This window comes from Telluria sp. RT2P19, assembly GCF_059685725.1.
In genome coordinates, this window is record NZ_JCASIL010000001.1 from 449,976 (window position 1) to 471,327 (window position 21,352).

Annotated in this window: 19 protein-coding genes; 14 read left to right on the forward strand and 5 right to left on the reverse strand. The window is 67.8% G+C overall.

What is annotated here, in order from left to right:
* Positions 1-30: 30 nt before the first annotated feature.
* From AC56KW_RS01945 to AC56KW_RS01985, 9 genes are read left to right on the forward strand one after another with little or no spacing between them, the layout of a single operon-like run.
* Complete coding sequence (locus tag AC56KW_RS01945) at positions 31-1,218, forward strand: type II secretion system F family protein (protein ID WP_497169038.1); 1,188 nt, start codon at positions 31-33, stop codon at positions 1,216-1,218.
* Positions 1,215-2,921, forward strand: coding sequence for a GspE/PulE family protein (locus tag AC56KW_RS01950; RefSeq protein WP_497169039.1), 1,707 nt, complete (start codon positions 1,215-1,217; stop codon positions 2,919-2,921). The genes AC56KW_RS01945 and AC56KW_RS01950 overlap by 4 nt, the downstream gene beginning before the upstream one ends.
* Positions 2,914-3,729 (forward strand): hypothetical protein, encoded by an 816-nt coding sequence (locus AC56KW_RS01955; RefSeq protein ID WP_497169040.1) that lies wholly within the window; start codon positions 2,914-2,916, stop codon positions 3,727-3,729. The genes AC56KW_RS01950 and AC56KW_RS01955 overlap by 8 nt, the downstream gene beginning before the upstream one ends.
* On the forward strand, positions 3,726-4,271 hold the full coding sequence (locus AC56KW_RS01960) for a PilN domain-containing protein (RefSeq protein ID WP_497169041.1): 546 nt from the start codon (positions 3,726-3,728) through the stop codon (positions 4,269-4,271). Before AC56KW_RS01955 ends, AC56KW_RS01960 begins: the two co-directional genes overlap by 4 nt.
* The gene (locus tag AC56KW_RS01965; protein WP_497169042.1) at positions 4,268-4,828 is read left to right on the forward strand and encodes a hypothetical protein; all 561 of its coding nucleotides are present in this window, start codon (positions 4,268-4,270) and stop codon (positions 4,826-4,828) included. The genes AC56KW_RS01960 and AC56KW_RS01965 overlap by 4 nt, the downstream gene beginning before the upstream one ends.
* Positions 4,825-5,364, forward strand: a complete 540-nt coding sequence (locus AC56KW_RS01970) for a hypothetical protein (RefSeq protein WP_497169043.1) — start codon at positions 4,825-4,827, stop codon at positions 5,362-5,364. Before AC56KW_RS01965 ends, AC56KW_RS01970 begins: the two co-directional genes overlap by 4 nt.
* Entirely contained in the window at positions 5,364-7,400 is a 2,037-nt protein-coding gene (locus AC56KW_RS01975; RefSeq protein ID WP_497169044.1) for a secretin GspD/PilQ domain-containing protein, read from the forward strand. Before AC56KW_RS01970 ends, AC56KW_RS01975 begins: the two co-directional genes overlap by 1 nt.
* Complete coding sequence (locus AC56KW_RS01980) at positions 7,397-7,879, forward strand: type II secretion system protein (RefSeq protein ID WP_497169045.1); 483 nt, start codon at positions 7,397-7,399, stop codon at positions 7,877-7,879. Before AC56KW_RS01975 ends, AC56KW_RS01980 begins: the two co-directional genes overlap by 4 nt.
* Before the next feature lie 5 nt (positions 7,880-7,884).
* Positions 7,885-8,259 (forward strand): type II secretion system protein, encoded by a 375-nt coding sequence (locus tag AC56KW_RS01985; RefSeq protein ID WP_497169046.1) that lies wholly within the window; start codon positions 7,885-7,887, stop codon positions 8,257-8,259.
* 676 nt (positions 8,260-8,935) lie between these two features.
* On the opposite strand, the gene AC56KW_RS01990 is transcribed toward AC56KW_RS01985, so the two are convergent.
* The 3 genes from AC56KW_RS01990 to AC56KW_RS02000 are packed head-to-tail and all read right to left on the reverse strand — an operon-like array spanning position 8,936 to position 11,476.
* Positions 8,936-9,568, reverse strand: coding sequence for a response regulator (locus AC56KW_RS01990; protein WP_497169047.1), 633 nt, complete (start codon positions 9,566-9,568; stop codon positions 8,936-8,938).
* Positions 9,565-10,854, reverse strand: coding sequence for a sensor histidine kinase (locus AC56KW_RS01995; protein WP_497169048.1), 1,290 nt, complete (start codon positions 10,852-10,854; stop codon positions 9,565-9,567). Before AC56KW_RS01995 ends, AC56KW_RS01990 begins: the two co-directional genes overlap by 4 nt.
* Before the next feature lie 46 nt (positions 10,855-10,900).
* The gene (locus tag AC56KW_RS02000) at positions 10,901-11,476 is read right to left on the reverse strand and encodes an outer membrane beta-barrel protein (RefSeq protein WP_497169049.1); all 576 of its coding nucleotides are present in this window, start codon (positions 11,474-11,476) and stop codon (positions 10,901-10,903) included.
* A 221-nt stretch (positions 11,477-11,697) separates the two neighbouring features.
* On the opposite strand from AC56KW_RS02000, the gene AC56KW_RS02005 reads away from it, so the two are divergent.
* Positions 11,698-13,803 (forward strand): protein-disulfide reductase DsbD family protein, encoded by a 2,106-nt coding sequence (locus AC56KW_RS02005; RefSeq protein ID WP_497169050.1) that lies wholly within the window; start codon positions 11,698-11,700, stop codon positions 13,801-13,803.
* Between the two features lie 23 nt (positions 13,804-13,826).
* Complete coding sequence (locus AC56KW_RS02010; protein ID WP_497169051.1) at positions 13,827-14,459, forward strand: redoxin domain-containing protein; 633 nt, start codon at positions 13,827-13,829, stop codon at positions 14,457-14,459.
* A 29-nt stretch (positions 14,460-14,488) separates the two neighbouring features.
* On the opposite strand, the gene murJ is transcribed toward AC56KW_RS02010, so the two are convergent.
* Complete coding sequence (gene murJ / locus AC56KW_RS02015) at positions 14,489-16,045, reverse strand: murein biosynthesis integral membrane protein MurJ (protein WP_497169052.1); 1,557 nt, start codon at positions 16,043-16,045, stop codon at positions 14,489-14,491.
* 273 nt (positions 16,046-16,318) lie between these two features.
* Here murJ and rpsT point away from each other — a divergent pair, with 273 nt between their 5' ends.
* Both rpsT and AC56KW_RS02025 read left to right on the forward strand, forming a co-directional pair.
* On the forward strand, positions 16,319-16,585 hold the full coding sequence (rpsT, locus tag AC56KW_RS02020) for a 30S ribosomal protein S20 (RefSeq protein ID WP_005669248.1): 267 nt from the start codon (positions 16,319-16,321) through the stop codon (positions 16,583-16,585).
* A 434-nt stretch (positions 16,586-17,019) separates the two neighbouring features.
* Positions 17,020-19,251 (forward strand): NADP-dependent isocitrate dehydrogenase, encoded by a 2,232-nt coding sequence (locus tag AC56KW_RS02025; protein WP_497169053.1) that lies wholly within the window; start codon positions 17,020-17,022, stop codon positions 19,249-19,251.
* A gap of 103 nt (positions 19,252-19,354) precedes the next feature.
* Here the strand turns inward: AC56KW_RS02025 and AC56KW_RS02030 are convergent, their stop codons facing one another.
* On the reverse strand, positions 19,355-19,906 hold the full coding sequence (locus tag AC56KW_RS02030) for a pseudouridine synthase (RefSeq protein WP_497169054.1): 552 nt from the start codon (positions 19,904-19,906) through the stop codon (positions 19,355-19,357).
* A gap of 188 nt (positions 19,907-20,094) precedes the next feature.
* Between AC56KW_RS02030 and icd the strand changes: the two genes are divergently transcribed.
* Positions 20,095-21,348, forward strand: coding sequence for an NADP-dependent isocitrate dehydrogenase (gene icd / locus AC56KW_RS02035; RefSeq protein WP_497169077.1), 1,254 nt, complete (start codon positions 20,095-20,097; stop codon positions 21,346-21,348).
* Positions 21,349-21,352: the final 4 nt, after the last annotated feature.

Genomic DNA, 21,352 nt, shown 5'->3' on the forward strand with positions numbered 1-21,352 from the left:
TGGCTTCAGCGCAACCAGGCCGGGCATCCCATGCAGTTTGCCGTACGCACCCTGTCGCCCGATATGTCGATCTCGAACGTCGTCGTGGACGCACTCGATGCGCAGGACGCGCGCCGCCAGGTCGAGGCGCGCGGCCTGTTCGTCAGCGCCGTCGAACCGGCGCGCGGGGCGGCGCTGGCGCGCCCGCGCGGCGCGGCGCTCTCCCTGGTGCTGTTCAGCCAGGAGCTGCTGGCGCTCCTGAGCGCGGGCCTGGGCATCGTCGAAAGCCTCGAAGCGCTGCTCGAGAAGGAAGGCGCGCCACCGGTCCGCGCCGTGCTGGAACGGCTGCTGGGCGGCCTGCGCGAGGGCAAGCGCTTCTCCAGCGTGCTGGCCGGTCAAGCGGCCCTGTTCCCGCCGCTGTACGTCGGCATCGTGCGCGCCGCCGAAGGCACCAGCGACTTGCCGCGCGCGCTGGCGCGCTATATCGACTACCAGCAGCGCACCGACGCCGTGCGCTCGAAGATCGTCAGCGCCGCGATCTATCCGCTGATCCTGCTGATGGTCGGCGGCGGCGTGAGTGCTTTCCTGATCGGCTACGTGGTGCCGAAGTTCGCCGAGGTGTATCACGGCGCCGGCCGCACCTTGCCGTGGATGTCGCAACTGCTGCTGGACTGGGGCCGCTTCGCGGCCGGCCACGGCGTGGCGATCCTGGCCGCTGGCGCGCTGCTGGCCGCGGGCTTGGTTGCCGGCCTGCGGCAGTTGCTGCGCAACGGCGGCATGGCGCGCCTGCTGGCGCGCCTGCCGGGAATCGGCGAACGGGCCCGCGTGCTCGAGCTCTCGCGCCTCTACCTGACCCTGGGCATGCTGGCCGAGGGCGGCATCAGCATCGTGGCTGCGATCGGGACCGTGCAGCCGATGGTGTCCGGCCACCTGGCGCGCAACCTCGCCGCCGCGCGCGCCGCGGTCGAGGCCGGCCAGCCGCTGTCGAACGCCTTCGAGGCCAACCGCTTGACCACGCCGATCTCGCTGCGCATGCTGCGCGTGGGCGAGCGCACCGGCGAGATGGGACCCATGCTGACGCAGTCGGCCGCGTTCTACGACGGCGAGATCGGGCGCTGGATCGACCGCTTCACGCGCACCTTCGAGCCGCTCTTGATGGCCGCCATCGGCCTGGTGGTGGGCGCCGTCGTGGTACTGCTGTATATGCCGATCTTCGACCTGGCGGGGGAGATGCCTTGAATCTCGCCTCCGATACGGCAAACGATCCACCCTTCGACACCGCGCTGCTGGCGCGCGCCCGCGCCGCCGCCGCCGTGTCGGAGCGCGGCCTGGTGGCCGAACTGGAGGCGCTGAGCGGACGCGATCCGCGCGACCTGGTGCGTGCACTGGCCGCGCCGTTCGGGCTCGCGGTGGTGGAGACGGGCGCCATGCTGGCGCTGGCCCCGGCGTTCGAGCTGCTGCCGCTGGCCCAGGCCCTGTCGCGCCACTGCGTGCTGCTGCGCCATCCCGACGGGCGCCTGAACGGGGTGCTGGCCGATCCCTTCGACCTCGACCTGCAGACCTGGCTCGGGGCGCGGGCGCGCGCCAGCGCCAGCCGCCCCCTGGAACTGTGCCTGGCGCTGCAGGCCGACATCCAGGCCTATCTCTCCAGGCAAGAAGAATCGGTGCGCGCCGTCGATATGCTGGTGGGCGGCGCCCAGGATGCGCGGCGCGGCGGCAAGACCGGCACCGTGCTGTCCTTCGCCTCGGTAGCGGAAGCGGGCAGCCCGGCCGTCAGGCTGGTCAACTCGACCCTGTACGATGCGCTGAAGGCCGGGGCTTCGGACATCCACCTGGAAAGCACCGCCGGGGGCCTGGCCGTGAAATACCGGGTCGACGGCGTGCTCGATCATGCGGCGACCGTGGGCGGCATCGAACTGGCAGAGCACATCGTCTCGCGCCTGAAGGTGCTGGCCGAACTCGATATCGCCGAACGCCGCGTTCCGCAGGACGGCCGCTTCCGGGTCGAGGCCGGCGGGCGCGACATCGACCTGCGGGTGTCGATCATGCCGAGCATCCACGGCGAGGATGCGGTGATCCGGATTCTCGACAAGCGCGCCATGATCGAGGCCTATGGTGCGCTCACGCTGGAGGCGCTGGGCTTCGATGCGCCTTCCTTGGCCACGTTGCGCCAGCTGGCCCAGGAAGCCTACGGCATGCTGCTGGTGACCGGCCCCACGGGATCGGGCAAGACCACGACCCTGTACGCGGCGCTGACCGAGATCCACAACGGGCGTGAAAAAATCATCACCATCGAGGATCCGGTGGAATACCAACTGCCCGGCATCCTGCAGATCCCGGTGAACGAAAAGAAGGGCCTCACCTTCGCCAGGGGCCTGCGCTCGATCCTGCGCCACGACCCAGATAAAATCATGGTGGGCGAGATCCGCGACCGCGAGACCGCCGAGATCGCGGTGCAGTCGGCGCTGACCGGTCATCTGGTGCTCACCACGGCCCATGCCAATAACGTGTTCGACGTGTTCGGCCGCTTTACCCACATGGGCATCGATCCGTACGCCTTCGTCTCGGCCCTGAACGGCATCTGGGCCCAGCGCCTGATCCGCATGTGCTGCCCGCGCTGCGCCGAGCGCTACGAACCGTCGCGACACGAGCTGGCCTCGGTGCACCTTCAGCACGGCGAAGTCGAGGGCTACGGCTTCATGCGCGGCAAGGGCTGCGGCGATTGCCGCGGCACCGGCTACAAGGGGCGACGCTCGATCGCCGAGATATTGACCCTGAACGACGAGATCCGCGAGCTGATCGTCGACAAGCAGCCGATCCGCCGCATCAAGGCCGCGGCCCATGCCAACGGCACGCGCAGCCTGCGCCTGGCGGCGCTCGACCTGGTGCGGCGCGGCGCCACCACGATCGACGAGATCAAGCGGGTGACCCAGCATGCCTAGGCCGCATTTTCCCCGCCTTGGACAGGCCCTGCGCCTGGGCGTGGCGGCCGATGGCCTGGCCCTGGTCGAGACCGGCCGCCTGTTCCGCGCCGCGTCCCTGGTCCTGTCCGAGCAGCCGCTCGACTTGCCGGCCCCCGACGCGCTGGTCCAGGGACTGCGCGCACTGTTCGCCGGTGTGCCGGTAAAGGGCAGGCCGGTTTGTGTCGTGCTGGCCGACGAACTGGTGCGCCTGTGGCCGGTCGCGCCGCCGCCGGGCGCAACGCGGCTGGGCGACCTGGAGGCGGCCGCCGCGCTGCGCTTCGAGCACCTGTTCGGCGCGGCATGCGCGGACTGGAAGATCAGCGCCGACTGGAACGCCATCGATCCCTTCCTGGCGGCAGCGGCGCCGGTGGCTTTGCTCGACACGCTCGCGGCCGCGGCGCGTGAATACGGCTTTCACCTGGTCGAGATCAGCCCGCAATTCGTCGCCGCCATGAACGCCTGGCGCCGCGAGCGCAGGGCAGGGGCCTGGTTCGGGCTGGTGCACGGGGGCGTGCTGTCGCTGGCCGCCTACGAGGGCCGCAAGCTGGCCGCAGTCAGGAGCAGCCCGATCTCGGCGGGAGCCGACCGCGACTGGCTCGAATCCCATGTGGCCAGAGAAGCGCTGCGGGTCGGCGTCGCTCGCCCCGAGCGCCTGCAACTGGCCGGCGCCGCGCCCGCGGCCTGGGCCAGCAGCCCGGGGCGGCTGAAGTTTGCCTGCAGCCTGCTCGAGCAGGTCGACGACTGGTCGGAACTGGCGCGCCTGGCGCGCACCGGGGTGCCGGCATGAAGCGCACCGGCATCGATTTCGCGCCCCCGAGCCTGCGCCGTACCCTGTTTCGCGCGCCGCCGCGCCTGGTGTTGATGGCGCCCGCGGTGCTGGCGCTGTGCATCCCTGCCTTGTTCATGGGCCAGCGCTACCTGCAGCAGCAGGAAGAACTGCGTGACCTGCAGGCGGCGCTGGCCGCACGCAGCGCGCCGCCCCCGGTGGTGGCACCGGCGACGCCGAAGATCGCGGTGTCGCCGGCCCAGGCCGGGGCCGTGAATGCCGCCATCCTGCAACTGAACCTGCCGTGGCGCGAGCTGGCGGCGGCGCTGGGCGAAGCCACGCCGAACACGATCGCGCTGCTGGCGCTTGAGCCGGATGCGAAACGCCGCACAGTGCGCATCAACGCCGAGGCGCGCTCGAGCGACGAGATGCTGGCCTATATCACGCGCCTGCAGGCCGAGGAGTGGTTCAGCAGCGTGGTCTTGCTGCGCCACGAAGTGATGGAGCAGGACCCGAACCGCCCGCTGCGGTTCCAGGTCAGCGTGCAGTGGGATGCGTCATGAAGGCGGCCGGCCTGCTGCTGCGCGCGCGGCTGCTGCTGGCGCGGATCGATCCGCTGGTGGCGCTGGTGCTGGCGCTCTTGCTGACTGGCGCTGCGGTGCAACTGGCCCTGGTGCCGGCACGCGCCAGGCTCAACGCCGACCTTGACGCCGCGCGCCAGGCGGCGCGCACGCCGTTGGCGCCACGCGCGGCGTCGGCCGCGGCGCCGCCCGGCAGCGACCAGAACTTGCGGGATTTCTATGCGACGCTGGGCGAGCGCCGCGGCGTGGAGCGCCAGCTGAAGGAAGTGTTCGCGCTGGCCGCGCGCCACGGACTGGCGCTGCGCCAGGGAGAATACCGGGCCACCAGCGAGCGCAATGCGAAGCTGGTCGCCTACCAGGTCAACCTGCCGGTGAAGGGCAGCTACGGCGCGATCTGGCAGTTCGCGATGGATGTGCTGCGCGCGATCCCGCATGCCTCGCTGGACGACGTCGCCTTCCGCCGCGACAGCGTGGGCCAGGACGGGGTCGAGGCGCGCCTGCGCCTGACCTTCTATCTTGCCGAGAAAGGCCAGCCATGAAGCCGCGCCATATCGCCATGGGCACGGCATTGGCCCTGGCCGCCGGCCTGGCGCTGTTTGGCGACAATGCGCCGGACACCGGACTGGCCGAGCCGGTCGAGCGCGCCGCGCCGCCTGCCGCCGCAGCAGCGGGCGCCGCGCCGTCCGCGCGCAAAAGCAGCGACAACATCGCGATCGCGCGCCTCATCCCGCGCGAGGCCTTGATCGGCGCCGAGGGCGAGCGCTTCGGAGACGGCGACAATGGCCTGTTCGCGCGCCATGACTGGACTCCGCCACCGCCGCCGCCATCGAACGCGCCGCCACCACCGCCCCCGCCGCCGAGCGCGCCGCCGCTGCCGTTCACCTATCTCGGCAAGTCGCTGCAGGACGGCGTATGGGAAATCTACCTGGCGCGCGGCGACCACACCTATCTCGTGCGCGATGGCATCACCATCGACGGCACCTACCGCGTCGACGCGATCCGTCCACCGGTGCTGACCCTGACTTACCTGCCGCTGGAACAAGCCCAGCAGCTCAATATTGGAGTATTCGACTGATGGTGCGAACCCGGATTCAAGGCCTGGCGATGCTCGTGCTGCCACTGCTGCTCGCAGGGTGTGCGGCGCAGCGCGCCTACCAGGAGGGCAATGCGCTGGTGGCGCAGGACCAGGTCGGCGCCGGCCTGGCCAAGTACCAGGAAGCGCTGGCGTCCGAACCGGACAACCCGGTCTACAAGGCGGCCTGGCTGCGCGCGCGCGATGCCGCCACCGTGCGGATCGTGGAACAGGCCGACCGGGCGCTGGCGGCCGGCCAGGTGGAGCTGGCGACCCAGGAGTACCGGCGCGTGCTGGCGATCGATCCGGTCAACGACCGCGCTCGCGCCGGCCTGCGCCAGGTCGAGGCCGAGCGCCGCCACGCCGCGGCCATCGGCGAGGCCAGGTCCGCGCTCGACAAGGACGACCCGGACACCGCGCGCCACAAGCTGGGGGCGGTGCTCACCGAGCGCCCTTCGCACGAGGCGGCGCGCCAGCTGATGCAAGAGGTCGAAGAAAAAGCGGCGGCTGCGCCGAAGGCGCAGGCGGCGCTGGCGGCCAGCTACGGCAAGCCGATCAGCCTGGAGTTTCGCGACGCGCCGCTCAAGCAGGTATTCGAAGTCATCGCGCGCCATTCGGGCCTGAACTTCATCTTCGACAAGGACGTCAAGGCCGATACCCGCACCTCGATCTTCCTCAAGGACAGCACGGTCGAGGCGGCGGTATATTACCTGTTGATGACCAACCAGCTCGAGCGCCAGGTCATGGACGGCAACACGATCCTGATCTACCCGAACGTGGCGGCCAAGGTGCGCGAATACCAGGAGATGACGGTCAAGACCTTCTTCCTGGCCAATGCCGAAGCCAAGAGCATCGCCAACACCTTCAAGACCATCCTCAAGGCGCGCGACGTGGTGGTCGACGAGAAGCTGAACCTGGTGATCCTGCGCGACAACCCGGAAGCGATCCGCATCGCGACCCAGCTGGTGGCCTTGCAAGACGTGCCCGAGCCCGAGGTCATGCTCGACGTCGAGGTGCTCGAGATCCGGCGCAGCAGCGTGATGAACCTCGGCGTCAACTGGCCGACCGGGCTCTCGTTCGCGCCGCTGCAGACGCTGGACGGTTCGCCGCTGACGATCGACGACCTGCGTACCTTCAACAGCGGCAATATCGCGGTAAACGGCATCGGCGCTTCGCTCAGCGCCAACAAGACCGACGGCGACACCAATACCCTGGCCAATCCGCGCATCCGCGTGCGCAACAAGGAGAAAGCCAAGGTCGTCATCGGCGACAAGATCCCGAACATCTCGGCCACCGTATCGTCGGGCATCGGCGGTTTCGCTTCCGAGAACATCAACTACATCGACGTCGGCCTGACCCTGAATGTCGAACCGGTCATCCACCTGAACAACGAGGTCGCGATCCGCATCGGGCTCGAGGTCAGCAGCCTGGGCGAGTCGGTCGAGACCCGCAGCGGCACCGTGGCCTACCGCATCGGCACCCGCTCGGCCACCACCCTGCTGCAACTGAAGGACGGCGAGAACCAGGTGCTGGCGGGCCTGATCAACAACGAAGACCGCAGCAGCGGCACCAAGGTGCCGGGCATCGGCGACCTGCCGCTCGTCGGCCGGCTGTTCGGCAGCCAGCGCGACCAGCGCGACCGCACCGAGATCGTGCTGTCGATCACGCCGCACATCGTGCGCGCGGTGCAGCGGCCGCCGGCGTCGGCGTCGGAGTTCGGCGCCGGCACCGAGGCCAGCTTCCGCCGCCGTCCGGACAATGCCGTGCGCGTGCAGGTCACGGGATCGCCGATCCGCGCGCCGGGACCAACGCAGGCGGCGCCGGTCGAGACGACGCCGGTGGCCCCGCCGCCGGACGCGACCCCGAGCTTCTCGGTGCCGCCGTCGGCGCTGCCGGCCACGCCGCAACTGGGTTCGCCGCCGTCGGCGCCGCCGGGCGCCCCGGTGCCCGCGCCGACGCCCGAGCCGGCCGCACCCGAACCCGAGCTCCAGCAGGCCGCCTATCCGCCGGGCGTCAATCCGCCGCTGCCGCAACGATGAACGTCCTGGCCGCGCGCAAGGGTTTCACGCTGATCGAGCTGCTGGTCACGCTGGCCATCCTCGCGCTGCTGGGGACCCTGGTGCTGCCGGTAGCCGAGGTCACGGTGCAGCGCCGCGACGAGCAGGAATTGCGGCGCGCGCTGCGCGAGATCCGCCAGGGCCTGGACGCGTTCAAGAAGGCCGGGGACGAAGGCCGGGTGACGAAAGCGGCCGACGCCAGCGGCTACCCGGAACGCCTGGAGCTGCTGGTCGAGGGCGTGCCCGACCTGCGCAGGCCGAAGCAGGCCAGGATCTATTTTTTGCGGCGCCTGCCGCGCGACCCGTTCAATCGCGATGCCGAGCTGCCTGACGCCGCCACCTGGGGCAAGCGCAGCTATGCCAGCGATGCCGACGAGCCGAAAGAGGGCGACGACGTCTACGATGTGTACTCGACCTCGGAGCGGGTGGGCCTGAACGGCATCCCCTACAATAAATGGTGAACCGGATGAAACCCGCGCGCGGCTTCACGCTGATCGAATTGCTGGTGGTGCTGGGCATCGTGGCCCTGTTGCTGACGCTCGCCATGCCGCGCTTTTTTCCGAGCATCGACGGCGCGAAAGAGACGATCCTGGCGGACAACCTGCGCAATACGCGCACCGTGGTCGACCAGTACCGTTCCGACACCGGGCGCTATCCCGAATCGCTCGAGCAGCTGGTGGAAGAGAGATACCTGCGCGAGATCCCGCTCGACCCGATCACCGAAAGCCGCGAGACCTGGGTGCTCGAGGCGCCGCAAGAAGGCGAGCAGGGGGGATTCTCGAATGTGCGCAGCGGCGCGCCGGGCAACGACCGGCGCGGGCGTCCCTACCTGGAGTGGTGATGCGCGCCAGGCGCGAGTCGGGCTTCACTTACCTGGGCCTGATCATCTTTGTCGCTATCATCGGGCTGGTGGGCGCGGCCACGCTCAAGATCGGTTCGCTCCTGCAGCGCGCCGCGGCCGAGGAAGAACTGCTGGAGATCGGCGCCGCCTTCAGTGCGGCGCTGGACAGCTACGCCGCCGCCACGCCGCGCGGCGCCTCGCCCTATCCGCCGTCGCTGGCCGAATTGCTGAAGGACCCGCGCTCGCCCGCCGTGCGGCGCCACCTGCGCAAGGTCTACGTCGATCCGTTGACCGGCAAGGCCGAGTGGGGCATCGTCTACCTGGGCAGCGGCGGGACCAGCGTGGTCGCCATCCACAGCCTGTCGACGGCGAAGCCGCTCAAGATCGCGAACTTCGACAGCCGCTTCAAGGGCCTGGACAATAAGGAGATGGTGTCGGAGTGGCGCTTCGGCGCGAACGAGCGCAGCCTGGCGCCGGCGGTCACGAGCACGCAGTCGGGCGGCCCCGGCGCGCAGCCGGCGCCGCCCGCGCAGCAACCGGCGCCAGTGGAAGCGCCTCCCGCGCCGGCGCCAGCGCCGGAACCCGAGCCAGCGCCCGATCCCGCGCCCCGCCCGAACCCGAACCGACGCCCGAGCCGGAGCCCGAGCCGGAAGCCACGTTGCCGGCCTGAGGTGAGTCAGACGAGTTCCAGCTCGATGCCGCGCAGGACCGCACGCACGCGGTCGCGCACCCCCAGCTTGGACAGGATGCTCGATACGTGGTTCTTGACCGTGCCCTCGCTCAGGCCGAGGGCGGCGCCGATCTCGGCGTTACTGAGGCCGCCGGCCATCAGGGCGAGGATCTCGATTTCGCGGCGCGTCACTCCGGCCGCACCGGCAGCCGCCGGCGCCGCCTGCATGGGTTGGTAGGAGGCGCGTACCCGTTCGGTCAGGCCGGGCCGGAACAGGGTGGCCCCGCCGGCCACGGCGCGCACGCCCTCCGCCAGCCGTTCGAGTGAAATGTCCTTCAGCAGGAAGCCGCGCGCGCCGGCGCGCATTGCCTCGAACAGCGCGTCGTCGTCGTCGAAGGTCGTCAACATGATCGTCGGCGGCAGCGCCGTGGGTGGATGCCGCAGCAGTTCAAGACCGTCGCAGCCGGGCATGCGCACGTCGAGCAAGAGCACATCGAGGCCGTGCACGGCCAGCATCGCGCGCGCCGCCACGCCGTCGGCTGCTTCCGCCACGACGCGAATGTCATCGGTCAGGTCCAGCAAGCCGCGGATGCCGCTGCGCACCAGGGTCTGGTCGTCGACCAGGCCGACGCGGATCATGCCTGGCTCCGGGCCTGCGGCACGCGCATCTCGAGCGAGACGCCGCTGCCGTCCGCGGGCCGACAGTCCAGCGTGCCGCCCAGTTCGGCCAGGCGTTCGCGCATGCCGCGCAGGCCGTTGCCTTCGGCGGCGCCGGATTTGCCGCATCCGTCGTCGGACACGCGGACAGCCGTCATGCCGTCGCTGATCTCGAGGACGATCTCGAGTCGCCTTGCCTGCGCGTGACGCAGCGTGTTCGTAATGGCTTCCTGGATGCAGCAAAAGAGCGCGTGCGCGGCCGGCGTGGGCTGGCACGCGGCCTCGGCGTCGATGCGCAGGTCGACTGTCAGGGCGGGAAGTCCCGCGCACAGCATGCGCAAGGCTTGCCCGAGGTCGATCGGACGGTCGTCGCGCGTGCTGGTGACCACGCTGCGCACCTGGGCCAGCAGGTCCTGGCCGACGGCGCGGGCAGTGGGGAGGGCTGGCGGAACGGCGCTGCCCGCCTGGCGCAGCGCGAGGTCGAGATGCAGGTTCAGCGCCGTCAGGTGGTGGCCGACCGTGTCGTGCAGGTCGCGTGCGATGCGCAGCCGTTCGCTCCCGCGGACGGTATCGGCCAGCAGGGACTGGGTCGCCACCACTTGGGCGTGGGCCGCGGCCAGCGCCTGGCGAGTACGGCGCTCGTACAGGACCAGGCGGCCGACGGCGGCGAAGCCGGCGACGACGACCGCGCGCTCGGCGCACAGGTAGCCCAGCAGCGGCCATTGCGGCGGCTGCGCCAGGCGCTGCGCGAGATCGAGCACCAGTAGCAGATCGATGCCGGCCCCCAGCAGGTACTGGGTCGCCAGCCATGCCAGCGCCGTGCGCAGCGGCAGCAGCATGCCGAGCTGCACGGCCACGAGTAGGTGAAAGGGCGTGGAGTCCAGCGCCAGCGCGCACGCCATCTGCAGCGCCAGCAGCGCCGCGCGCCGCCGCGTAGAGCGGGTCGCACAGGCGGCCGCCGCTGCCGGCACGGCAACCAGTGCGAACGCCGCCTTCGCGATCGCATAGGATTGGAAGACGGACGGCCGCTGCGTGCCGCCGGTCCAGGCCATCCATTCCTGGGGCCCGGCCACCAGCGCCAGCGCGGCCAGGCCGAGCGGGTTATGCAGGGCAGCCCGGTCCACGCCGGCGCTCAGGACGGCGCCGATCTCGAGGCCTGCGAACAGCAGTGCGGCGGCGAACGCGAACGTCCAGGGCGGGATGTGCGGAATGCGGTTGGCGGCGGGCGCGGGCGTCATGGTGTGCAAGGCGGGCGAAGGGAGCAGCATTTTCGCAGATGCATTGTGGAAAGTCTGCTCGTTCTTGCCGTTCGCCTCAGAAGCCGAACTGGACGCCGGCCTGGGCGCGGTTCTGGACGAAGCGGCGGTTCCCTTCGCGCACGCGTCCGTAGTGTTCCAGCTCCACCGTCAGCGCCACCTGGTCGGTCACGCGCCAGGCGATGCCCACCACCAGCATCGGCTTGACGGCGGTCACGTCGAAGTCCCGTGCGCCGGCGCCGGTGAGCTCGAACCGGTTGCGCGCCACGCCCAGCTTGGCGAATATGTCGACCGAAGCCCCGACGGCGACCTTGCCGCGCAGCGCCACATAGAAGGCGCTCATGTCGGCGCGCGGATCGGTGGCGGCGCCGAATCGCTCGCCCTCGAAGCGCAACTTGCCCGTCGTGCCCGCGTAACCGCCCTCGATGGCGAGGTGCCGGTTCAGTGCGTAGCCGGCATAGCCCTTGAACGCGACGACGTCGTTTTCCTGGCCGATGCGCTGGCCGTCGGCGTTCGTGACGCTGCCCTTCGAGGGGCCGAGGCTCAGGCCGATGTAGCCGCGTTCCTGCGCTTGCGTTGCGCCGGCGCCGGCGAGGATGACGATGAAGGCGGCGGCATGGACGATTTTTTGCATGGTTGTTTTCCCGGTTCTGGTTGAATCGCGGCGCCCCCAAGACGCTGCGAGTGGGCCGATTATCGGAAGCCGCGGCGACGTGCGCATGTGCCGAAAGTCAGGATGTCGTCCGATGTGTTGACAGTTCTGGGACGATTGCCCACGGAGGCAGGAACGTGTTAGTTTTGTCACCGACTATCGGACCCGCTTATCCGCCAACGCCACCAACGCTTGACCAACTGATGCCCGGATCTCTTGCAACCGCCGCCCGGTCTTCCTGGCGCACCCTGACCGCTGCACTGCTTCTTGTATTGACGCCGGCGCTGGCCGTTGCGACAGAGAGCAATGTGCAGCAAAGCCCGCGCGCCACGGTGTCGCTGGTGAGCGAGTACGCCGCCGTCAGCCCGGGCCAGGCGCTGCGCATCGGCCTGCGCCAGCGCCTGGCGCCGCACTGGCACACCTACTGGAAGAATCCGGGCGATGCCGGCTCGCCGCCGACCATCAGCTTCGACGCGCCGGCCGGCGCCACGGTCGGCGAGATCGCCTGGCCGGGTCCCGACCGCTTCATCATCGGCCCGGTCGCCAGCTATGGCTACGAGAACGAGATCGTGTTCCCGATGGCCCTGAAGGTGCCGCAGGATGCGCGGCCCGGCAGCCAGCTGGTACTCGAGGCGAATGCCGACTGGGTGGTGTGCGAGAAGGAGTGCATCCCGGAGGAAGGCAAGTTCCGCCTGGCGCTACCGGTCGAGGCGAGCGCGCGTCCGGCGAGCGCCGATATCCGGGCCGCATTCAGGATCGCCGACGCACGCCAGCCGCAGCCTGCCGACTGGCGCGCCACGGCGAGCGTCGGCGAATCGACCCTGCAACTGACGGTCGAGGGCGAAGGCATCGCGCCGGCCACGGTGCAATCGGCCCTGTACTTCCCGGACAGCTGGGGCATCGTCGACCACGTCGCCGACCAGGCCCTGAAAGTGGAGGAGGGCAGGCTCACGCTGGCGACGACCAAGGGCCAGGGGTATACGCCTGGCCCATCCGCCGGCCTGCTGGCGGTCACGGACGGCGGTGGGCAGAAACGCTGGTTCGCACTCGAGCTGACGCCGGCCGCGGCGGCGCCAGCCATGACCGATGCGCCGGCCACGCTCCCGCTGTGGCAGATGGCGCTGTTCGCCTTCCTGGGTGGCCTGATCCTGAACCTGATGCCCTGCGTGTTCCCGGTGCTGGCGATCAAGGCCACGGCGGTGGCCGGCATGTCCGGCGGCGACCGGCGCGAGGTACGCCTGTCCGGCCTGTTCTACACGCTGGGCGTGCTGGGCGCCTTCATGACCCTTGCCCTGGCGCTTCTGGCGGTGCGCGCGGGCGGCAGCGCCGTCGGCTGGGGTTTCCAGTTCCAGTCGCCGCTGTTCGTGGCGGCGATGTGCTGGCTGATGCTGGCGATCGGCCTGAACCTGTCCGGCGTGTACGAGATCGGCGGCGCGCTCGCCGGCGCGGGCCAGGGCCTCACCGAGCGCAAGGGCCATGCGGGCAGCTTCTTCACCGGTCTGCTGGCGGTGGTGGTGGCCACGCCCTGCACCGCGCCATTCATGGGCGCCGCCATTGGTTCGGCGCTGGTGGCGCCGGCCTATGTCAGCCTGGTGGTGTTTGCGACGATGGGCCTCGGCCTGGCCCTGCCGTTCCTGCTGCTGGGCGTCTTCCCATCCGTCGCCCGGCGCCTGCCGCGGCCCGGCGCGTGGATGGTGACCCTGCGCCAGGCGATGGCTTTCCCGATGTATGCGACCGCGGCCTGGCTGCTGTGGGTATTGGCCCAGCAGGCGGGCGAGGCCGGCCTGCGCATGGCGCTGGCCGGACTGGTGCTGGTCGGCCTGGTCGGCTGGCTGGCCGGCCTGGCCCAGCATGGAACGACAAGACGCTGGTGGCCGCGCGGCGCGGCAGTGGCCGGCGTGGCGGGAATCGCTGGCCTGATGGTCATGCTGCATGGCGCCGGGCCACAGGCCGCAGCAGCCCCTGCGCAATCCGCGCAGGCCGAACCCTATAGCGCCGCGCGCCTGGCCGCGCTGCGCGCCGAGGGCAAGCCGGTGTTCGTCAACCTGACCGCCGCCTGGTGCATCACCTGCCTGGTCAACGAGCGCACGACCTTGTCGAGCGCCGCCGTCCAGCAGGCCATGAAGGATGGCGGCGTGGTCTACATGAAGGGCGACTGGACCAACCGCGATCCCGCCATCACGGCCTTCCTGCAATCGTTCGGGCGCGACGGCCTGCCGTTCTATGCCTTCTATCCGGCCGGGAGGGAAGCGGTGGTCTTGCCGCCGGTGCTGACCCAGGCCATTGTCACCGAGTCGTTCGGGCAGTAATCATTCATTCACAAGGAGATATCATGCAAGCTTCCTCTCGCCGCGCCATGCTGCGCACCACGGTATCGATGGCGGCCCTGCTGCTCGGCGGGGCTTGCGTCCCGGCGCTGGCCGCGCCAGCCATCGGCCAGCCGGCCCCCGCCTTCACGGCGGTCGACACCAAGGGCAAGCAGCACAGCCTGGCCGACTTCAAGGGCAAGACCGTGGTGCTGGAATGGACCAACCACGATTGCCCCTACGTGAAGAAGCATTACCAGGCGAATATGCCGAACCTGCAGAAGCAGGCGAAGGATGCCGGCGTGGTCTGGCTGAGCGTGATCTCGTCGGCGCCGGGCGAGCAGGGCTTCGTGGACGGCAAGAAGGCCGATGAGCTGACGGCCAGCCGCAACGCCGCGCCGACGGCCGTGCTGCTCGACCCGCAAGGCACGGTCGGCAGGGCGTACGACGCGCGCACCACGCCGCATATGTACGTGATCGACGCCAAGGGCGTGCTGCGCTACGCGGGCGGCATCGACAGCATCGCGTCGGCCAAGCTGGAAGACATCGAGAAGGCCAGCCCGCTGTTCAAGACCGCGATGGAGGCGGTCGTGAAGGGCGAGAACGTGGCCCAGGCCACCACCCGCCCTTACGGCTGCAACGTCAAGTACAAGTCCTGACAGGTCGTGGAACCTGCCGGTCCAGGTTCTCAGTTCGCGCGGCGGCGGAAGTCGCGCGGCCTGAAGCCCAGCACCGCCAGCACGGCGAAATAGGCGAAGGCACAGGCAGTGATGATGGCGAGCAGGGCGCCGATGCGCAAGCTCGGGGTCGCCTTCATCGCCGCCCAGTCGAACTGCGCCTGGCCGAACCAGGCCAGAGCCCCCATCACGCCGACGGCGACGGCCAGCTTGACGAAGAAGGTCAACCAGCCCGGCTGCGGCGCATAGATGCCGCGCCGGCGCAGGCCGATGTAGAGGCAGGTGGCGTTGATGCAGGCGCCCAGGCCGATCGACAGGGCCAGGCCGGCCACGCCCAGGTCGAGCACGAACACGAACAGCAGGTTCATCAACTGGGTCGCGAACAGCACCATGATCGCGATGCGCACCGGCGTCTTGACGTCCTGGCGCGCATAGAAGGCCGGGGCCAGGATCTTGACGAGGATGATGCCCAGCAGCCCGGCGCTGTAGGCCATCAGGGGCATGGCCGAGTTGGCCAACGCCGCATCGTCGAATTTACCGTAGTGGAAGAGGGTGGCGATCATCGGCTCGGCCAGCGTCGCCAGGCCCACCGCCGCCGGCAGCGCCAGCAGGAAGGTCAGGCGCAGGCCCCAGTTGAGCAGGGCCGCATATTCCTCGCTATTGCCTTCGCTGTTCGCTTTGGAGAGCGACGGCAGCAGGATGGTGCCGAGGGCCACGCCCAGCATCGCGGTGGGAAATTCCATCAGGCGGTCGGCATACTGCAGGGCCGAGACGGCGCCGGCCGCCAGGCTGGCCGCGATGCCGGTATTGATCAACAGGCTGATCTGGGCCGCCGACACGGCGAACACGGCCGGTCCCATCTTGCGCAGCATGCGCCGCACGCCGGCGTCGCGCAGGCCGTGCATCGGGTTGATGGAGATGCGCGGCAGCATGCCGATCTTGACCAGGGAGGGAATCTGGATCGCCACCTGCAGCAGGCCGCCGACGCAGACCGCGATCGCCATCGCATAGATCGGCTGCTCCAGGTAGTTGACCAGCACCAGCGAGGCGAAAATGAAGGACAAGTTCAGCAATACAGGGGTAAAAGCAGGCACCTTGAACTGGCGCCACGTATTGAGGATGCCGCCGGCCAGGGCCACGAAGGACATGCAGGCGATATACGGGAACATCATCTGCGTCATGATCACCGAGGCGTCGTAGGCGCCGGGCGTCTCGCGCAGGTCGCCCGCCAGCAGCGTGATCAGGAGCGGGGCGCCAATGATGCCGACGATGCTGGTCAGCACCGTGGCCCAGATCAGGGCGGTGGCGACGTGGTCGACCAGGGTCTTGGTGGCCGGCTCGCCGTGCTGGGTTTTATATTCCGACAAGATGGGCACGAAGGCCTGCGAGAACGCGCCTTCGGCAAACAGGCGGCGCAGCAGGTTCGGCAGGCGGAAGGCGATGATGAAGGCATCGGTATAGGCCGAGGCGCCGAAGGCGCGCGCGAACAGGCTTTCGCGCAGCAGGCCGGTGATGCGCGACAGCATGGTCATGCTGGAGATGGCGGCGAGGGTTCTGAGCAGGTTCATGGCGCAAGATTATACTTGGGCAACTCGTCCCGTACGGACGCGTTGCGCGGTAACGGCGGCGGTACCGACCGGCACGCCCGAAGGGACGGTAAACCGACAGTGCGTGAATAATGAATTGCTCCGAATTGAAACCTTCGCTATAATCATGGGCTGTACTGAATTCTGTTAGCAGACACTAATATCGTTGGGCAGGCACCGCATAGCTCACCCCGGCGCCAGTTTGACAGTCGCTAATGTTTGCAAACGCAACTTGACCCCGATTTAGGAAATTCCATGGCAAATACCGCACAAGCGCGCAAACGCGCTCGTCAAGCAGTTAAGCAAAACGCACACAACTCGTCGCAGCGTTCGACCCTGCGCACCGCAATCAAGGCCGTCCGCAAAGCCATCCAGGCTGGCGACAAGGCAGCTGCGACCACCATCTTCCAGCAATCCGTGTCGAAGATCGACAGCATCGCTGACAAAAAGATCATCCACAAGAACAAGGCAGCGCGTCACAAGAGCCGCCTGGCTGCAGCCCTGAAAGCACTGTCGGCTTAATAGCCGTTTGCGACGCGGCCCTTGGGCCGCGACGGCAAAGTTCTGTGCAGTTGGAAAGACCCGCCCGACTTCGGTCCTGGCGGGTTTTTTTGCTTGGCGCGCCGCTTTTGCGGATCCGTCCTCATCCATATTTAACGAGTACATCGCCTTGCCAAACGCTTAAAAACTGGTGTCCCGTGCAAAGCTCGGGCATAATATGGCGCGTCTTATGTCTTATAGAAGACTTGAGCGCGCTTCCGCGACGACGCGAAGGCTCACTCCTGGTGGTCATCCCTTTGCGATCTGCCCATCCCGGGGTCGGGAGGGGTAGAATGTCCGGCATCAGCGCGGTGCGCCAAGGCGGAGCGCCAAGGCGGTGCGCCAGGGTTTTGGCCTGTGGCCAATTGTCAGTTTTATACTCGCGACAGCGTTCGCGACTACCGAGGAAAATGTGCATGAGCAGTGATCAGACCATCATCTACACCCTGACCGACGAGGCGCCGCTGCTGGCGACCCACGCCTTCCTGCCCGTGGTCAGCACCTTCACCAAGCCGGCCGGCATCAACGTCGAAGCCAGCGACATCTCGGTTGCGGCCCGTATCCTGGCCGCCTTCCCGGAGAACCTGACTCCGGAACAGCGCGTACCCGACGCGCTGGCCGACCTGGGCCAGAAGACGCTCACGCCGGAAGCAAACATCATCAAGCTGCCGAACATCAGCGCCTCGGTCACCCAGCTGACCACCGCGATCAAGGAACTGCAAGAAAAGGGCTACAACATCCCCGACTATCCGGCGGATCCGAAGACCGACGAAGAAAAAACGATCAAGGCCAAGTACGGCAAGTGCATCGGCTCGGCCGTGAACCCGGTCCTGCGCGAAGGTAACTCGGACCGCCGCGCGCCGCGCGCCGTCAAGGAGTACGCACGCAAGAACCCGCACTCGATGCAGCCATGGTCGCAGGCGTCGCGCACCCACGTGTCGCACATGACCCACGGCGACTTCTACCACGGCGAGAAGTCGATGACCCTCGACGCGGCGCGCGAAGTCAAGATGGAACTGATCACCAGGAGCGGCCAGACCATCGTCCTGAAGCCGAAGGTCGCCCTGCAGGCCGGCGAGATCATCGATTCGATGTTCATGAGCCGCAAGGCCCTGCTGGACTTCTACGAAGCCCAGATCGAAGATGCGCACCAGACCGGCATGCTATTCTCGCTGCACGTCAAGGCAACCATGATGAAGGTCTCGCACCCGATCGTGTTCGGCCATTGCGTGCGCATGTTCTACAAGGAAGCGTTCGAAAAGCACGGCGCCCTGTTCGACAGCCTGGGCATCAATGTCAACAACGGCATGGCCGACCTGTACAACAAGATCGCCGACCTGCCGTCGTCGCAGCGCGAAGAAATCATCCGCGACCTGCACGCCTGCCAGGAACACCGTCCTGAACTGGCCATGGTCGACTCGGCCAAGGGCATTACCAACTTCCATTCGCCGAACGACGTGATCGTCGACGCGTCGATGCCTGCCATGATCCGCGCCGGCGGCAAGATGTACGGCGCCGACGGCCGCCTGAAGGAAGTCAAGGCCGTCATCCCCGAGAGCACCTTCGCCCGTATCTACCAGGAGATCATCAACTTCTGCAAATGGCATGGCGCCTTCGATCCGAAGACCATGGGCACCGTTCCGAACGTCGGCCTGATGGCCCAGCAAGCCGAAGAATACGGTTCGCACGACAAGACCTTCGAGATCCAGGAGGACGGCGTGGCCAACATCACCGACCTCGCCACCGGCGAAGTCCTGATGAGCCAGAACGTCGAGCAGGGCGACATCTGGCGCATGTGCCAGGTCAAGGACGCGCCGATCCGCGACTGGGTCAAGCTGGCCGTGACCCGCGCGCGCAACTCGGGCATGCCGGCCGTGTTCTGGCTCGACCCGTACCGTCCGCACGAGAATGAACTGATCAAGAAGGTCAAGGTGTACCTGAAGGATCACGACACCAGCGGCCTGGACATCCAGATCATGTCGCAGGTGCGCGCGATGCGCTACACCCTGGAGCGCGTCAAGCGCGGCCTGGACACCATCTCGGTGACCGGCAACATCCTGCGCGACTACCTGACCGACCTGTTCCCGATCATGGAACTGGGCACCAGCGCCAAGATGCTGTCGATCGTGCCGCTGATGGCCGGTGGCGGCATGTACGAAACCGGCGCCGGCGGCTCGGCGCCGAAGCACGTGCAGCAGCTGGTCGAAGAGAACCACCTGCGCTGGGATTCGCTGGGCGAGTTCCTGGCCCTGGCCGTCTCGCTGGAAGACCTGGGCATCAAGACCGGCAACAACAAGGCCAAGGTGCTGGCCAAGACCCTCGATGCGGCCACCGGCAAGCTGCTGGACAACCGCAAGTCGCCATCGCCGAAGACCGGCGAGCTCGACAACCGCGGCAGCCAGTTCTACCTGTCGATGTACTGGGCCCAGGAACTGGCCGCGCAGGCCGAGGACGCCGAACTGGCCGCGAAGTTCGCGCCACTGGCCAAGCAGCTGCTCGATAACGAAGCCAAGATCGTCGCCGAACTGCTGGAAGTGCAGGGCAAGCCGGCCGACATCGGCGGCTACTACAAGCTGGACGAGGCCAAGGTCGGCGCGGTAATGCGTCCGAGCGCGACCTTCAACGCAGCGCTGGAATCGCTGGCGTAACCCGAAGCGTGCATGAAAAACCCGCCGTACCGTGAGGTCGGCGGGTTTTTTCATATGGAGCGCAGCTTGATGGGGCGGCGCCAGGGCCGCCTCGCCGGCCGCGTCAACCCGGCAGATAGACCTCGGTGTGCTCGCCCGGCATCAATGGATGGGTCGACAGCGAAAACGGCCCGATACTACTGCGCACCAGGCGCAGGGTCGGGAAGCCCACCGCCGCCGTCATCCGGCGCACCTGCCGGTTCTTGCCTTCTTCGAGCGTGATCGCGATCCAGCCGGTCGGCTTGTCGTGGCGCGCCCGGATCGGCGGATTGCGCGGCCATAGCCATCCGGGTTCGGCGATGCGCACCGCGCGGCAGGGGCGGGTCACGAAATCGCCCAGGTCGAGCGGCGCCTGCAGGCGCGCCAGCGCGGCGGCGTCGGGCACGCCGTCCACTTGCACCAGGTAGGTCTTGGCCTCCTTGTGGTCGGGGTGGGCGATCTTGTGCTGCAGCTTGCCGTCGTCGGTCAAGAGCATCAGGCCTTCGCTGTCGGCGTCGAGCCGGCCGGCGGGGTAGATGCCTGGAATGTTCAGGTAGTCGGCCAGCGATTCACGGCCTTCCTGGGGCGAAAACTGGCACAGGACCTGGAATGGTTTATTGAAGAGGATCAGGGGCATCGGATAACGTCAAAAGCGGACAAGGGGCGCCTGTCGGTCAATAGCGTGCCGATATGGCAGAATACTGAGGCATAATAAAACGCACGCCATCTTATGTCTTATAGAGGATTGGCGGAGTGCAGGCGAATCGGGGCAGTATTGTAATCGAGTTCGCCATGCCGACCGCCGCCCACCTGGGAGAACACGCGATGTACCAGCATATCACCGTCCCGGCCGACGGCAGCAAGATCACGGTCAACACCGATTCGACCATGAACGTCCCGGACAATCCGGTCATTCCCTACATCGAGGGCGACGGCACCGGCGTGGACATCACGCCCGTCATGATCAAGGTAGTCGATGCGGCGGTGGACAAAGCTTATGGCGGTGCGCGCCGGATCAGCTGGATGGAAATCTTCGCCGGCGAGAAGGCAACCCGGCGCTATGGCGCCGACACCTGGCTGCCGGCCGAGACGCTCGACGTATTGAAGGATTATGTGGTCTCGATCAAGGGTCCGCTGACGACGCCGGTCGGCGGTGGCATCCGCTCGCTCAATGTCGCGCTGCGCCAGGAACTCGACCTGTACGTCTGCCTGCGTCCGGTGCGGTATTTCACCGGCGTGCCGTCGCCGCTCAAGCAGCCGGAAAAGACCGATATGGTCATCTTCCGCGAGAATTCCGAAGACATCTACGCCGGCATCGAGTGGGAAGCCGGCTCGGAAGGCGCGCGCAAGCTGATCGCTTACCTGTCCGAGCACATGGGCGTCAACAAGATCCGCTTCCCGGAAACCTCGGGGCTCGGCATCAAGCCGGTCTCGCGCGAAGGTACCGAGCGCCTGGTGCGCAAGGCGATCCAGTACGCCATCGACAACGACAAGCCGTCGGTGACCCTGGTCCACAAGGGCAATATCATGAAGTACACCGAAGGCGCGTTCCGCGACTGGGGTTATGCGCTGGCGCAAAAGGAATTCGGCGCCGAACTGTTCGACGGCGGCCCGTGGTGCAGGGTGAAAAACCCGAAGACCGGGCGCGACATCATGATCAAGGACTCGATCGCCGACGCCTTCCTGCAGCAAATCCTGCTGCGCCCCATGGAATACAGCGTGATCGCCACGCTGAACCTGAATGGCGACTATATCTCGGATGCGCTGGCGGCCCAGGTCGGCGGCATCGGCATTGCACCGGGCGCGAATATGTCCGATTCGGTGGCGATGTTCGAGGCAACCCATGGCACGGCGCCGAAATACGCCGGAAAGGATTACGTGAATCCGGGTTCGCTGATCCTGTCGGCCGAGATGATGCTGCGCCATATGGGCTGGAGCGAGGCGGCCGATCTGGTCATCTCGTCGATGGGCAGGGCAATCGTGTCGAAGAAGGTCACGTATGACTTCGCGCGCCTGATGGAAGGCGCGACCCAGGTGTCGTGCTCGGGCTTCGGCGATGTCATGATCGAGAATATGTAGGCTT

Coding starts and splice junctions, on each gene's coding strand:
- AC56KW_RS01945 (WP_497169038.1), top strand. CDS start 31: ATGCAGTTTGCCGTACGCACCCTGTCGCCCGATATGTCGATCTCGAAC.
- AC56KW_RS01955 (WP_497169040.1), top strand. CDS start 2,914: ATGCCTAGGCCGCATTTTCCCCGCCTTGGACAGGCCCTGCGCCTGGGC.
- AC56KW_RS01960 (WP_497169041.1), top strand. CDS start 3,726: ATGAAGCGCACCGGCATCGATTTCGCGCCCCCGAGCCTGCGCCGTACC.
- AC56KW_RS01965 (WP_497169042.1), top strand. CDS start 4,268: ATGAAGGCGGCCGGCCTGCTGCTGCGCGCGCGGCTGCTGCTGGCGCGG.
- AC56KW_RS01970 (WP_497169043.1), top strand. CDS start 4,825: ATGAAGCCGCGCCATATCGCCATGGGCACGGCATTGGCCCTGGCCGCC.
- AC56KW_RS01975 (WP_497169044.1), top strand. CDS start 5,364: ATGGTGCGAACCCGGATTCAAGGCCTGGCGATGCTCGTGCTGCCACTG.
- AC56KW_RS01980 (WP_497169045.1), top strand. CDS start 7,397: ATGAACGTCCTGGCCGCGCGCAAGGGTTTCACGCTGATCGAGCTGCTG.
- AC56KW_RS01985 (WP_497169046.1), top strand. CDS start 7,885: ATGAAACCCGCGCGCGGCTTCACGCTGATCGAATTGCTGGTGGTGCTG.
- AC56KW_RS01990 (WP_497169047.1), bottom strand. CDS start 9,568: ATGATCCGCGTCGGCCTGGTCGACGACCAGACCCTGGTGCGCAGCGGC.
- AC56KW_RS01995 (WP_497169048.1), bottom strand. CDS start 10,854: ATGCTGCTCCCTTCGCCCGCCTTGCACACCATGACGCCCGCGCCCGCC.
- AC56KW_RS02000 (WP_497169049.1), bottom strand. CDS start 11,476: ATGCAAAAAATCGTCCATGCCGCCGCCTTCATCGTCATCCTCGCCGGC.
- AC56KW_RS02005 (WP_497169050.1), top strand. CDS start 11,698: ATGCCCGGATCTCTTGCAACCGCCGCCCGGTCTTCCTGGCGCACCCTG.
- AC56KW_RS02010 (WP_497169051.1), top strand. CDS start 13,827: ATGCAAGCTTCCTCTCGCCGCGCCATGCTGCGCACCACGGTATCGATG.
- murJ (WP_497169052.1), bottom strand. CDS start 16,045: ATGAACCTGCTCAGAACCCTCGCCGCCATCTCCAGCATGACCATGCTG.
- rpsT (WP_005669248.1), top strand. CDS start 16,319: ATGGCAAATACCGCACAAGCGCGCAAACGCGCTCGTCAAGCAGTTAAG.
- AC56KW_RS02025 (WP_497169053.1), top strand. CDS start 17,020: ATGAGCAGTGATCAGACCATCATCTACACCCTGACCGACGAGGCGCCG.
- AC56KW_RS02030 (WP_497169054.1), bottom strand. CDS start 19,906: ATGCCCCTGATCCTCTTCAATAAACCATTCCAGGTCCTGTGCCAGTTT.
- icd (WP_497169077.1), top strand. CDS start 20,095: ATGTACCAGCATATCACCGTCCCGGCCGACGGCAGCAAGATCACGGTC.